9 protein-coding genes are annotated in these 15,018 nt (G+C 40.7%); 6 read left to right on the top strand and 3 right to left on the bottom strand.

The genetic code is table 11. The annotated features are described in order from the left end of the window. The first annotated feature begins 238 nt into the window (after positions 1-238). Positions 239-1,318, top strand: coding sequence for a 3-phosphoserine/phosphohydroxythreonine transaminase (gene serC, locus MST17_RS11110; RefSeq protein WP_078192058.1), 1,080 nt, complete (start codon positions 239-241; stop codon positions 1,316-1,318). A 606-nt stretch (positions 1,319-1,924) separates the two neighbouring features. Here the strand turns inward: serC and nudC are convergent. The 3 genes from nudC to dnaQ form a co-directional block, all read right to left on the bottom strand. Continuing rightward, entirely contained in the window at positions 1,925-2,698 is a 774-nt protein-coding gene (gene nudC, locus MST17_RS11105) for an NAD(+) diphosphatase (protein WP_180026822.1), read from the bottom strand. Beyond that, positions 2,698-4,344 (bottom strand): chemotaxis protein, encoded by a 1,647-nt coding sequence (locus MST17_RS11100; protein ID WP_180011999.1) that lies wholly within the window; start codon positions 4,342-4,344, stop codon positions 2,698-2,700. Before MST17_RS11100 ends, nudC begins: the two co-directional genes overlap by 1 nt. Positions 4,345-4,472: 128 nt before the next feature. After that, positions 4,473-5,873, bottom strand: a complete 1,401-nt coding sequence (dnaQ, locus tag MST17_RS11095) for a DNA polymerase III subunit epsilon (protein WP_180008298.1) — start codon at positions 5,871-5,873, stop codon at positions 4,473-4,475. A 206-nt stretch (positions 5,874-6,079) separates the two neighbouring features. Between dnaQ and MST17_RS11090 the strand changes: the two genes are divergently transcribed. The 5 genes from MST17_RS11090 to MST17_RS11070 are packed head-to-tail and all read left to right on the top strand — an operon-like array spanning position 6,080 to position 14,961. Further along, positions 6,080-9,406 (top strand): LysM peptidoglycan-binding domain-containing protein, encoded by a 3,327-nt coding sequence (locus MST17_RS11090; protein WP_180008296.1) that lies wholly within the window; start codon positions 6,080-6,082, stop codon positions 9,404-9,406. Between the two features lie 26 nt (positions 9,407-9,432). Next, positions 9,433-11,271, top strand: a complete 1,839-nt coding sequence (locus tag MST17_RS11085; RefSeq protein WP_180026821.1) for an extracellular solute-binding protein — start codon at positions 9,433-9,435, stop codon at positions 11,269-11,271. A gap of 33 nt (positions 11,272-11,304) precedes the next feature. Continuing rightward, positions 11,305-12,372 (top strand): microcin C ABC transporter permease YejB, encoded by a 1,068-nt coding sequence (locus MST17_RS11080; protein WP_180008291.1) that lies wholly within the window; start codon positions 11,305-11,307, stop codon positions 12,370-12,372. Further along, entirely contained in the window at positions 12,372-13,385 is a 1,014-nt protein-coding gene (locus MST17_RS11075) for an ABC transporter permease (RefSeq protein WP_180026820.1), read from the top strand. The genes MST17_RS11080 and MST17_RS11075 overlap by 1 nt, the downstream gene beginning before the upstream one ends. Next, complete coding sequence (locus tag MST17_RS11070; RefSeq protein ID WP_180008388.1) at positions 13,360-14,961, top strand: ABC transporter ATP-binding protein; 1,602 nt, start codon at positions 13,360-13,362, stop codon at positions 14,959-14,961. Before MST17_RS11075 ends, MST17_RS11070 begins: the two co-directional genes overlap by 26 nt. Positions 14,962-15,018: the final 57 nt, after the last annotated feature.

Below are 15,018 nucleotides of genomic sequence, written 5' to 3'. Positions count from 1 at the left end.
TTCGCAGCGCACGTCATTTTCGCACATCAAGACCTTAAATTAGCATCACTTCAAGGGATAAAAAATATCAGTAAATCTAATAATTTGAATTAAGAAGAATTAATTTTGATCTTTATTGAAATTTTGACTTTAAATGTCAGACAGCATTGGAATATTTTCAGCTTTAACTACTGCAAGCACGCGTCAGATATGGTTAAATGCCATCATTTTATTGTGTTTCACTTTGAAAGGAAAACTCATGCGCGCGTACAACTTCTGTGCCGGTCCTGCTGCATTACCCACTGCCGTTTTAGAAAAAGCTCAAGCTGAAATGCTTGACTGGCAAGGCAAAGGCCTTTCGATCATGGAAATGAGCCACCGTAGTAAAGACTATGTCGCTGTGGCAGAGAAAGCAGAAGCTGATCTTCGTAAGCTGATGAATATTCCAGACAACTATAAAGTGTTATTCCTTCAAGGTGGCGCATCACTTCAATTCTCTGCGATCCCATTAAACCTATTGGGTAAAAACAGCAAAGCAGACTATATCCACACTGGTATTTGGTCTGAAAAAGCGTTGAAAGAAGCACAGCGTTATGGCGACATTAATGTTGTTGAAGCGGGTACCACCATTGACGGTAAACTTGCGATTACTGATCAAAGCACCTGGAACTTATCTGATGATGCGGCTTATGTGCATTATGCAGATAATGAAACTATTGGTGGTCTTCAGTTTGCCAACATTCCTGAAACGGACAAACCATTGGTTGCCGATTTTTCATCGAGCATTTTATCTGCACCATTAGACGTATCTAAGTTCGGTTTAATCTATGCAGGTGCTCAGAAAAATATTGGTCCTGCTGGTTTAACTTTGGTGATTATTCGTGATGATTTATTGGATCAAGCGAAAGCAGATATTCCAAGTATCTTGAAATATTCAGCTCAAGCGAAAAATGGTTCAATGGTGAATACACCTTCAACTTATGCATGGTACTTATCTGGCCTCGTTTTTGAATGGTTACTTGAGCAGGGCGGTGTAGACGCAATTTATAAAGCGAATATGGCAAAAGCTGAATTACTTTATGGTTATATTGATTCAAGCGATTTCTATGCAAATCCAATTGCAAAAGAATTCCGTTCAATCATGAACGTACCATTTACTTTGGCGAATCCAGAATTGGAAAAACAATTTTTGAAAGAAGCTGAAGAAAACCACTTGCTGAATTTAGCTGGTCACCGTTCAGTGGGTGGTATGCGTGCAAGTATTTATAATGCTGTTCCGCTAGAAGGCGTTCAAGCACTGGTTAACTTTATGGATGACTTTGCAAAACGCAACGCATAATCCTAAAGGCATAAAAAAACCGGCAAATGCCGGTTTTTTTTATTGAATAGATTAAAAAATAAAAGTATGTAACACGTATGCACAAATCAGCATACCTAACATAAAAAATAAGCAGGACATTGGCTCGATTTGATATCGAGATTCCATGTGATGGTCAACTTGCGATAAGTTTTCTTCTTGCACGACTTTCATAGATATTCTTTCCGATCTATTTATCGTTAATTACTATTTCTTAAACGCATTTTTAACATAATTATTTGATTAAATAAAGTACTATCTACCATAAACTTACTAAACTATTTATTTTATTTAAAAATAAGCAACTAAATTGCTAAATTTAGTTTCATAAATTTCCTATCTTATTTATTTATATTAGATTTTTATATTTTATCTTTTGCAGATAGATTTATTTTTTGGCATTATTTTGAATTTAATATTGTGGGTAAGTTATTTTAATTTGAATTTAAAAGTAGAATAAATCGACCAGCTTGTGGATAAAAAATATTCAATTATTTAAATATGCAGTGAATACACATGATTAGTGAGAAATAAAAAAACCACACTGAGGCGGCTTTTTTTATTTCTAAGTTCCTCAAAAGCAGTAGCTTATAACCATGCCTGGGTATCATCTGCAACAGCAGAACCATGAATGACATGCATAATCATCGAATGGGCGATACTGCCTTTGAAAGGAATTTCAGGTAATGCATCAAATTTAAAGAAAGCTGCATCACTGATTTCTTCTTCTTGTAATTGAAGTTCACCAGCAGCATATTCTGCTTTAAAGGCGATCATTAAATTACTTGGGAAGGGCCAAGGTTGGCTGGCTAAGTATTGAATATTTTTGACCTTTAAACCCACTTCTTCTTCAGTTTCACGACGAACCGCTTCTTCTAAAGTTTCACCGACTTCAACAAAACCCGCGATCAGTCCATACATGGCACGGACATTTTTTGCATTTTTTGCCAATAAGATTTCATCTTCACCACGGGTAATGACGGTAATGACACAAGGATTGACACGAGGGTATTGGTGATAACCGCAAGTGGGACAAACCATGGCGTATTCTGTGGCATGGACTTGAGTTGCTGTGCCGCAGTGGCTACAAAATTTATGATTACGACGCCATTCTAAGAGTTGAATAGCACGGCTGGCTTGTTCAAATTGTTGAACATTCCACAATTGTAGAAGCTGGCGAATAGGGATGAGTTGTAAGCCATCAGGAATAGGCTCATTTTCAAGTAGGTCACGGGCAATCACTCGATCACCCGTGCCAATATTTAAATCACTTGCGAGTTGTTCAACTTCGGGAAGTTGAAAGTTTTCATCGACTAGCAATTGCTGTTGTTTGAAGATATACGCAAGTGATAATTTAGACATTAGGCCGCTGCTGATTTCAGTTTTTCGCTACTGTCCAATGCTACCTTAAACATGCCCTGTAAAACAGGTTGTTTGTTCTTTAAATTGTCAATCAACATATCTGCGCTTGCCAATGAATCTAATGCTTGATTCACTTCATTTGCTTCAATGGCTGTTGACGATTCAACTCGTTTCAAAATGAATTGAGCTGTTGAGTTCAGTGCATTTTGAGCCGCATCTGCATTGAGGAACAACATTGCACCACCAATTTCGCGGAATTGAGTTGCAGTCGCTTCAAGTTGTGTCAAATCTTGGTTTTGTAAATACTGAACCAAAGATTGGCTAGCAGCATCAATTAAAACCTTGGTCTCATTTAACAGAGCAGCGTGTGCTTCATCTAAACGGTCGAGTGAAATATTCATATTATTCACACGAAGTTGTAAGCGGCTAGAAGTGTGATGACGCTCAAGCACACCAATCGAGTTCATGGCAGACAAGATATTGTTCATCAACTGCTGGGCAAAGCTTTCATCTTGTAAAATCTCAGCATTACCTAATGACGCAGCTTGACGCGACAGGTCGTTATACGCTTCATTTAAGTTCAAGACTTTGAAAATATTTGCCAATTCGTTCAATTTCGCTTGAAGTTCTTGGGTTTTTTCAGGCGTCATATTTTGATAGTTAAATTCAATATCATTACGAATTTGCGTCATTTCAGTCGTAACCAATTCACCAATGGTATGCATGGTTTCGAAGTCAGGACCATATAAATGACGACTGAAAACTTGCAATTGGGTGTCGGTAAGAAGGTCTTCACCGATATTTAACTTGCCACGAATATGATGAGAAATGTCATCTTCTTGGCTAATGCTTAGACTTAAGACATTGGCTAAATCAGAAATGGATGCTTTAAAGCGCTCAGTTCCTGCAAAATATTGAGCCATATTGCGTTCAATGCTTACCAAGGTACGTAAACGAGCATCGGTAATTAAGATTTGATCAATTTGATTAAACGCAACAAAAACCAAGTTCCAGTATTGTTTGCTTGGATGTTTGTCTGAAAGACCTGCTAAATACGTACCGACCAATTTAATCGCTTGCAAATCCAGCTCAGTTTCTTCTTGTTTAATCAATTTATTCAACGCCAACTTATACAGACGGTGAACGTATTTTGATTTTTCAAGTGCAGGAGCTTGAGGTAAGTCAAAGTCAGGAGTAATACAATCGAGTAGGGACTCAATGTGTTGGCCTTCCGACGTTAGAGGTTTACCCAAAGACAGTTCTAGACGATTAAGACTGTCCAGCAGGAACTGTGGAATTTTAACTTCACGCAAGCAGATAAATTCGATATAGCGTTTCAGCATGGTCGTGCCTTCGCTCAGTGCGATGACCTCTTGAGTGTTAATTTGCGCAGGATTCCCCATGATCTTGCGCATTAACTCTGCTGAATATTGAGCGATTTTTGCCAAACTTGGCATATCAACTAAAGCTAGTACTTGAGCACATTGTTCAAATTGAATCAGTGCATCATCAATCCCGAAAGGTAAAGTTTGATCTTCAACTAAGGTGCTGACTGCTGATTCGACTAACTTGATTGAGTTATCAACCTCATTTTTTATTATCAGCAAAGCCGTTGGATCAAAATGGATAGAGGTTTGGTAAGACATGTATCTGCACCTTTCCTAGATGTTTTATCTTGTTTATTAACCGCCCCTTAAGGCGGTCCATGTTTATGGTTTTACTATAGCGTATGTAAGAATTGTTTATATACAAAAAGTAACACGAAATTTAGATTTTATTTCGCAAAAAGGCAAGGTGTACCATGTTTTTCTTCAAATTGTTTGACCCATGTCTCATGGGCTTCAAGTTCATCGGCTGAAGGTAAAATCACTGGTAATTCTATTTCAACAGCGGCGCGGGTTTGCGAACCATCTTCATTTTGCGAGTGGGTCAGTGCATCGATATCAAAGGATACCTGACCACCCGTCATTGCTAGGTATACGTCAGACAGAATTTCCGCATCGAGTAAGGCACCATGGAAGGTACGGTCACGTTGTGGAATTTCGTAACGACGCACTAATGCATCGAGTGAGTTTTTCTGGCCTGGATGCTTGGCTTTGGCCATAGCCAAGGTATCGGTGACTTCGCAAACTTCAGATAAGGCCACAAAACCGGCACGTTTGAACTCCATATCAAGGAAGTTCATATCGAAGGTTGCGTTATGCGCAATGATTTCTGCGCCTTTTAGATAGTCAAATAAGACATCAGCAATTTCAGCATACAGTGGTTTGTCTTTTAGAAAGTCATCACTGATTCCGTGAATATTTTCAGATTCACCGACAGGTTTTTGCGGGTTGATATAAATATGAATTGAGCTACCGGTCAGTTTGCGGTTAATCATTTCCACTGCACCGACTTCAATAATACGGTCGCCATCTTGGAAATAGAAACCTGTGGTTTCCGTATCCAAAATTAATTGTCGTGGGCCAGATACATCAACTGTTGCTGGTGTAATGAAAATCATTGGATGGATTTCAGCAGCTTGTTTATACTGTGTAGGAGCAGCTTCATTCAACGTTGAAGCAGTGTCAGTTGTTTGTTGTTCTATCGCAATGTCATCAATCTGCTCTGCGTCAATAGTTTTCTCAGCAGAGATTTCTTCTGCTTCATCCTCGCTATCAGCAAATTCAAGTCCAAACGGATCATTTAATAGCCAGTCAGGTTCAGCTTTTTTTTTAGGTGCTTCAGCTGTAGATGCTGCTTGTTTGATGCGTTCGAGGGTTTTTTCTGCGCCTAGATTGGCCAATTGATCAGCCATTTCATTTCCCGGATGGCCTGCATGCCCTTTAATCCAGTTCCATTCAATTTCCCGACCCTGACAAGTTGTATCCAGTAATTTCCACAGATCAGGATTTTTAACATCTTTCCAGTTTTTCTTTTTCCAACCATGTATCCACTCGGTAATGCCTTGTTTGACATAGTTAGAGTCTGTCCAAATAATCAGTTTTGCATCGGACGGACAGTGTTGAATGCCTTCAATTGCAGCAGTCAATTCCATACGGTTATTGGTGGTTTCAGCTTCGCCGCCGCAGAGTTTTTCTTCTCCAGTTTCACGGATGATATAGGCCCCCCAACCTCCTAAGCCAGGGTTGCCTTTACATGCACCATCAACATAAAGCGTGATTGTTTGAGACATAAATCAAATCCGGAGAAAAACAAGCATTCAGAACCGTATATTGTATAACGCAAATGACAGAGAGAAATCCATTTCTGGCGATTTTTTTAATTTCTTGTAACATTTATACTGAAATAGCGTTAAATTAACGCCTTGTGTCTGTGTTCTGCTTCACTACAATGGCATATCTAAAAAATAAATTTTATATGAGTTGTCTGGATTTTTTTATGTATAAATCAACTGCGACTGTCTGGCAGCCTACGTTACCACAAATTTTTAAATTTACAGTCTTGGGTTCTGCGCTCGCAGCTCTTGGTCTGACGGGCTGTTCTTCATCGCAAACGACTAAGCAGAACTCAGCAAGTAAACAAGTTGGCTCAAACTTTCTCGATGCCAATAGTTTAGATTCACTCGAAGATTTACTTTCTGCAACAGACATGCGTGCCGTAGAAGGCGATCGCCTTTTAGTACTGAAGCATGGTGATGTCTGGAAGCGTATGACTGTGGGTTTCAAAATGGATTTGAACCACTGGGATACGCGAATTGAAGCGCAGCGTGGTTGGTTTATTTCACGTCAACCATATATTGATCGTTTAAGTGCGCGTGCGTCCCGTTATTTATATCACACGGTTAAAGAAGCAGAACGTCGTGGTTTGCCGACTGAGTTGGCGTTATTACCAGTGATTGAAAGTTCTTATGACCCAGCAGCAACCTCAAGTGCAGCCGCAGCGGGCTTATGGCAATTTATTCCAAGTACTGGACGTATTTACGGCTTAAAACAAACCTCAATGTATGATGGTCGTCGTGACGTAGTGGAATCAACGCGTGCAGCTTATGAGTTTTTAGGTGCGCTACATAACCAGTTCGGTTCGTGGGAATTGGCTTTGGCTGCATATAATGCAGGGCCGGGCCGCATTCAACAGGCGATTAACCGTAACCGTGCGGCAGGTTTGCCAACGGATTATTGGTCGCTAAAACTGCCCCAAGAAACCATGAACTATGTCCCACGTTTCTTGGCTGTTGCTCAAATTATTAAAAATCCAAGTGCCTATGGCGTAAGTTTGCCACCAATTGCCAACCGTCCACACTTTCGTGAAGTGGCTGTAGGGCCTGCAAATTTAAATGAAATTGCATCTATTACCGGTTTAAGCCGTGCAGAACTCTATGCACTAAACCCTGGTCATCGTGGCGATGTGATTGATAGCAGCAGCCCAATGCGGATTTTAATTCCTGCGGATGTGAGTCCATCAGTTGATGCACGTTTGAAAAAATTACAATCAGGTGGTTCATCAGGTTATTGGGCAAGTAATTCAACTTATAACTTACCAAAAAATAATGTTGAAATAACACCGTCACGTGTTACTCCGCCGGAATTAAATAGTAAAACTATTCAGCCCGCTAAAGTGACGCCACCTACGCTTAAAACACAGCCGACAGTGACAGCTTCTGCCAAACCACCTGTAGTCGCTACAACGGTAACGCCGAGTGTTCCATCAGGAACGAAAGGCAAAACGCCAATAGGATCATCTGCTTTGGCTGCATTTGCATCGAATAGTGATATTCCAAGTGCGCCGCGTATTCCAGTCGCTGTAACACCTTCGACGCCTGTGAAAGCCGTATCTGTCGAGCCACCACTCAGCGCAAATGAGCGTGAGCAAATCATGGCGGCTATTAAAGCTGAAGGTGAGACCAAAACAGTCGATGAGGTATTAAAACCAGTAGCGACTAAAGCAGAACAAGAAGAAGTCGTTCAGGAAATTAAAGCTATTGCGCCGAAAGGCACTGAAATTGTCGATCCTTATGATGGCAAGATTAAGTTGACTGCGATTCAGACCAGTCAGTCAATTGCAGACCAACAAGGTAAAGAACTGACGAAAGGGTTCTCTTACCCGAAAAGCGTGGCTGAAAATACAGGTGCAGATTCCGAAGAAGCCAAACGCAACCAAGGTAAAAATGTCATTCGTACAGATTCTGAAATTGTAGTTGTACCACCTAAAGGTAAACGCAGTACTTATACAGTTTTGGCGGGCGACACATTAGCGTTGATCGCGATGAAAAATGGCGTGAATTGGCGTGATATTGCAGCTTGGAACCAAATTTCGCCAGATTCGACCTTGTATGTCGGTACGACCATCTATTTATATGATGCGAAACCGATTGTGCAAAATAATGAAGAATCGAAAGCTAAGCCTATCGCAGATAGCTATGTGGTGAAAGCAAATGACAGTCTTACAGCTGTTGCGAGTCAATTTGGTTTAAGTACGAAGCAACTCGCCGATTACAATGGTTTAACCACCACGAGTGGTTTATATGTTGGGCAGAAATTATCCTTAAAAGAAACGCCAGCATCTAAAGCAAAATTGGAAGCTGACAAGAAAGCAGCTCAAGTTGTCGAAAAATCTGCAAAAGTTCAAACCAAATCCTACACGGTAAAACGTGGTGAATATCTAAAACTCATTGCAGATCGTTATGCGCTGTCAAATCAAGAGTTGGCAGATTTAACAACTGGTTTAACGGCTGGCAGTAGCTTGATGGTGGGACAAAAAATTAATGTGCCATTACAAGCTGTAGCAGAAGTTGAGAAGCTCGAAAGCAAAGTCGTGAATCGCATTGAAAATGTCAAAGTTGATCCTGCGTATAAAGTTGAAAGCTATAAAGTGCAGCGTGGTGATACCCTTTACAGTATTGCGACGCGGTCAAAAATCAGTTTGTCAGAATTGGCGAGTCTAAATGATATGTCGGTAAATAGTGGGCTGATGGCTGGGCAAAGCATTAAAGTTCCTGCAAGTTCAACTGTTCCGGATACATATGTGGTGCAGTCTGGCGATACACTGACAGGCATTGCTAGTCGCTATGATTTAGGCATGGACTATGTCGCAAATTTAAATGGTATAGAGCGTAGTTCTGGTCTACGCGTTGGGCAGAAATTAAAATTAACAGGTGATGTCGCACCGGTTAAAGTAGAAACCAAAGCTGAGGCGACCAAAATTGAAAGCAAAACCAATACACGAACGAATTCCGTTGATGCGACCGATATTCATGTGGTGAAATCAGGTGAAACATTGGGTGTGATTGCGAAGAAATATCATCTTCAATTACGTTATTTAGCTGAATTAAATGGCCTAAATACCAATAGTGCGATTCGTGTAGGGCAGCGTTTAAAAGTAGATGGTGAACTACCTGCTGATGTAGCTAGTAAAGCAACTGAAACCAAAAAAACGGAAGCTAAATCCTCTACGAGCAATGTGAAACCAACAAATACTGAAAGCTATACTGTGAAATCAGGCGAGTCTTTAAATTCGATTGCTAGTCGGACAGGTTTAACTGTGGCAGCATTGGCTGAATTAAATAACTTGAATCCGCGTGCTGGGCTTCGTGTCGGTCAAAATTTACAAGTCCCTAAAACTATCAGTGAATACCGTATTAAACGCGGCGATACATTGATTGGTTTAGCAAGCCGTTATGGACTTGATACATCAAAACTTGCTGAAATGAATGATATACAACCGTCTGCTCAGTTACGTATTGGTGAAGTCATTAAAGTACCAAACTGAGTCCAAACATTAAGGAGTTAAGTTGAATGTATTCTGCTTCAACTTCGCGTTACGTGTTTGGTGTGACTTTGAGCATACTTTCAACAGGGGCGTGGGCTGCGTTGCAGACCACGCCTTTTCTTGCCATACATAGTAGCCCTCAATATCATCAATTACAGGCAATGCCCTATGCCAATCCTCTTGCCAATAAAGGGGGATATATCACGACCTCGAGTATTGGGAGTTTTGATAATTTAAACAGCATGAATGGAAAAGGGCGTTCTGTTGAAGGTATCAATTATCTTTTTGATAGCTTGATGAGTTCATCTTTAGATGAACCTGGTGTGATGTATCCATTGCTTGCCGAAAAGGTGACATTTGACCCGAAAAAAACTAATTTTGTTATTTTTCATTTAAACCCAAAAGCACGGTTTAGTGATGGTTCTGAACTCACTGCTGAAGACGTTAAATTTAGTTTTGATACCTTTCAAACTAAATCAAATCCCGGTCTACAAATGTACTTAGCGGATTTGGACAAAACAGATGTTTTATCTAAATATCAGGTGAGGATGAGTTTTAAATCTGGACACAACACTGATATGCCCATGATTTTGGCGCAAATGCCGATTTATTCCAAAAAAGATTGGGCAAAAAAAGATTTTACTCAAATTACATTGCAGCCCATATTAGGCTCAGGCCCTTACACAATTGAGACGATCGATGCAGGTAGGAGTATTCGCTACAAGCGCAATCCTGAGTATTGGGGGCAGAACTTAGCTGTTAATCGTGGTCGATATAATTTTAACCATCTGAAATATGTATATTACCGCAGTCCTGACATTGCCTTTGAAGGCTTTAAAGCAGGTCAATTTACGTTATATGAGGAAAAGACTGCACGTAATTGGGTGGGAGCGTACAATTTTCCTGCTTTTAAAGACGGTAAAATTGTCAAATATCGCTTTAAACATGAACGACCGATTCCCACAAAAAGTCTCGTATTTAATACTCGTCGTGCGCCATTTAGTGATATTCGCTTTCGACAAGCTTTAACCTATGCTTATGATTTTGAATGGCAAAATAAAGCATTATTTTATGGGCAGTATCAGCGTTTGCAGAGTTATTTTAGTAATAGTGTGCTAGAAGCGAAGGGGAAACCCTCTATCCAAGAGTTGGATATTTTAAAACCGATGTTATCGCAACTTGATCCTATTCAAAGACAGGGGGTCTTATCCAATTGGCAATATCCCATTTCTGATGGCAGTGGATTTAATCGAAAAAATCTGCTGCATGCACGCCAACTGTTATTGAATGCGGGTTATCGTTATCAAGACGGCAGATTGGTGGATGCAAAATCTCGGCCTGTGAAATTTGAACTTTTGATTCAGCAACAAGATTTGCAGCGAACCTTAATGCCATTTATACGAAATTTGAAACGTTTAGGTATTCAGGTGTTATTACGACAAGTCGATGGGCCGCAATACACCGAGCGTATGCGAAATATTGACTTTGATATGATCGTGGATGAAATGCCTCAATCGCTCACTCCAGCAGGTGAGCAAGCTCAACTTTGGGGCAGTCAAGCAGCCGATCAAGTGGGTAATTATAATTATGCAGGGATTGAAAATCCTGTGATCGATAAGCTCATTCAACAGGTGATCAATACTCCAAATCGGGAGGAATTGATTATTCGTACGCGTGTTTTAGACCGCCTGCTCAGAGCGGGTTATTATCAAATTCCAATGTTTGGGCAAAGTGAAAACTGGTTTGCCTATTGGCATATGTATAAGCAACCTTATGTCAAACCTAAACTTTCTGCAGGGATTGACTATTGGTGGAGTGATGCAGCTCAAGCCAAGCAAATAACACAATATCTACGGCAGCAATAAATACACCTGAATGACAAGGAATGTGAAAGCAACATGGGCACATATATTTTAAAAAGATTGCTCCTGATTATTCCAACATTGTTTTTCATTTTACTGATTAACTTTGTCGTGATTCAGATTGCACCGGGAGGACCTGTTGAACAAGCCATACAGCAAGCTGAGTCCTTTCAAGGTATGGGAAACACAGGTGGTGGTGAAACTGCGACGACAGGCAGTAAATACCAAGGTGCTAAAGGCCTCAGTGAAGAAATGGTGGCAAAAATCGAAGCGCAATATGGTTTCGATAAGCCATTGTTCGAACGTTTTTGGCTCATGTTAAAGGGGTATGTGACGCTAGATTTTGGTACCAGTTTCTTTAAAGATAAGCCTGTGACTCAGCTGCTTTGGGAAAAACTGCCAGTATCTTTATCCCTTGGCTTATGGAGTACCTTGCTGATCTATATGGTGTCTATTCCATTAGGCATTAAAAAAGCCCGTCAACATGGTCTGTTATTTGATAAAAGTACGTCTATTTTATTGGCTATCGGCTACGCCATTCCTGCTTTTGCCTTTGCCATTTTACTCATTGTATTTTTTGCAGGTGGTTCATATTTTCAGTGGTTTCCTCTACAAGGTTTAGTTTCAGAGAATTTTACTGAGTTAAGTGTATTTGGCAAAATTGCAGATTATTTTTGGCATATGGCGTTGCCTTTGTTTGCCATGGTGATTGGTGGTTTTGCTGGCTTAACTTATCTGACCAAATACTCTTTTATGGAAGAACTAAATAAGCAATATGTTCTTGCTGCTCGTTCTAAAGGTTTGACCGAATCACGTGTGCTGTATGGGCATGTATTTCGTAATGCAATGCTCATTGTTATTGCTGGTCTACCAGAAGCCTTGATTGGCATCTTCTTTGTGGGAAATCTATTTATTGAAATTATTTTCAATCTAGATGGCCTGGGATTGTTGGGGTTTGAAGCCATCGTACAACGCGATTATCCAGTGATTTTTGGCACCTTGTTTATTTTTACCTTGATGGGGCTGATCTTAAGATTAATCAGTGATGTCATGTATCAAATGATTGATCCACGAATTAATTTTGATTCGCAGGGGGCAAAATAATGTCTCCGATCATGCAAGCGCGATTTCAACGTTTTAAAGACAATAAATTAGGTTTTACATGCTTTATCAGCTTTGCCTTGATTTTTATGTTGTCTCTAGCTGTCGAGTTTATTGCCAATGATAAACCGCTCTTGGTCAAATACGATGATTCTTTATATGTGCCCGTACTAAAAAGCTATCCAGAGACCGCATTCGGTGGGGTATTTGAAACTGAGGCTGATTATAAAGATCCTGTCGTTCAGCAACTGATTGAAGAGAAAGGCTGGGCTGTATGGCCACTAATTAAATTTTCCTATCAAACACCGAATTTAGAACTGGCTGTGCCCGTACCATCTGCACCAACTGCACAAAATTGGCTTGGTACCGATGACCAAGGGCGTGATGTGCTCGCACGTATTTTATATGGACTACGTGTGTCGCTCTTGTTTGGTTTTGCATTAACTTTTGCTTCAGCCATATTGGGCATCATGGTTGGGGCGATACAGGGCTATTATGGTGGCTGGGTAGACCTCATTGGTCAACGGATTTTAGAAGTCTGGGGCGGACTACCGATGCTATTCATGGTGATGATTTTGGTCAGCATGTTTACGCCGAGTGTGTATTGGCTCTTTGTCATTATGCTGCTGTTTGGCTGGCCCACTTTGGTCGGCTTGGTTCGTGCAGAGTTTTTGCGTGCTCGTAATTTTGATTATGTCCGTGCAGCACGGAGTCTTGGCGTTACAGATAGCACCATTATGTTTCGGCATATCTTACCAAATGCGATGAGTTCCAGTCTTTCACAGCTACCTTTCATGCTCACGGCAAATATTACGGCACTGACAGCCCTAGATTTCTTAGGTTATGGCTTACCGCCTCATGCAGCGTCATTAGGTGAGTTATTGCTTCAAGGGAAAAACAATCTGAATGCACCATGGCTTGCCTTATCGGGATTCTTTACCTTAGCGATCGTGCTGTCTTTATTGATCTACATTGGGGAGGCGACACGTGATGCATTCGATCCTAGACGTCAATAATCATCAAGTTAATGTACATCCCATCGTGTTAGAGGTGGAACATTTACATATTTCACATGCAGCACAGGTCTTGGTTGAAGACCTGAATTTTAAATTGCATGCAGGTGAAACGTTAGCCATTGTTGGAGAAAGCGGTTCAGGTAAATCGATTAGCAGCCTAGCTATACTCGGTTTGTTGCCAAGTGATCTGCAGGTCACAGGCAGCGTCAGCCTGAATGGACAAAATATTCTTGGACTGAGTCCTGAGCAGCACCGAAACATTCGTGGACAGAAAATTGCCATGATTTTTCAAGAGCCGATGACGGCCTTAAATCCCTTACATCGGGTTGAAAAGATTGTTGGTGAGTCACTGTTGTTACAGGGATGGTCGAAGGCAAAAACTCGGCAGCGGGTTATAGAATTATTAAATGATGTTGGTATTCCTGATGCTGAAGATAAGTTAAGACGATACCCACATGAGTTATCTGGGGGGCAGCGACAACGTGTCATGATTGCCATGGCATTGGCCTTAGATCCTGATATTTTAATCGCTGATGAGCCAACCACGGCTTTAGATGTCACTTTGCAAGCGCAAATCTTAAATTTATTAAAGTCGCTACAACAGCAGCGTAATATGGCCATGATTTTAATTAGCCATGACCTGAATTTGGTCAAGCGCTATGCCGAACATGTGATTGTGATGAATCGTGGACAAGTGGTGGAACAAGGAGATGTTCAGGAAATTTTTGAGCAACCGAAGCAGGCGTATACCCAAAATCTGTTAGACCATGATTTTGGTGTAGCAATACAGGTTTCACAAACGCAGACACTTTTAAAATTACACAAATTAGGAGTGAAGTTCCCAGTCAAACAAGGCTTATTGAACCGCATCAAAGATTATGTCGTTGCGGTAGAGGCTTTGGATTTAACAGTGGCTGAAGGTGAGTCGATCGGTATTGTTGGAGAGAGTGGTTCTGGGAAAAGCTCCCTAGCATTGGCTATTGCTCGGCTCATAGAAAGTGATGGCGAAATTATGTTAAATCAACACGCCATCCATCAACTTTCAGAAAAACAGCTCAGACCTTTACGTCGTGAATTTCAAATTGTCTTTCAAGATCCATTCAGTAGTTTAAATCCACGGCTAAATGTAGAGCAAACCATTGGCGAAGGTTTGGCCTTACAGCATTTATCTGCAAATGAAATTGTACAGCGTATAGATGAAGCTTTGCAGAAAGTCGAATTAGCCAGCTCATTTAAGCAGCGTTATCCACATGAGTTATCCGGTGGGCAACGGCAGAGAGTCGCCTTAGCACGTGCGTTGGTATTACGTCCTAAATTATTGATACTCGATGAACCCACATCGGCACTAGATCGGACGACACAAAAAGCCATCGTGAAGCTACTACGGCGTTTGCAGCAAGAATTTAATATGAGTTATTTATTTATCAGTCATGATTTACACGTGGTCAAAGCCCTGTGTCAAAAAGTGTTGGTACTGCGACATGCCAAAGTCATGGAGTTTCAAGACACTGCAGATCTATTTGCACGACCACAAACGGACTATACCCGTAAATTAATTGCAGCCAGCCAATACTAAAATCAAACATATGGATATTTTGACAAGTGTCATTGTCAAAATATCCTTGACCTTTAG

This window comes from Acinetobacter sp. YH16056_T (assembly GCF_024605895.1).
In the GTDB taxonomy this organism is placed as follows: Bacteria; Pseudomonadota; Gammaproteobacteria; order Pseudomonadales; family Moraxellaceae; genus Acinetobacter; species Acinetobacter amyesii.
This window is presented reverse-complemented; position numbering and strand designations above follow the sequence as displayed.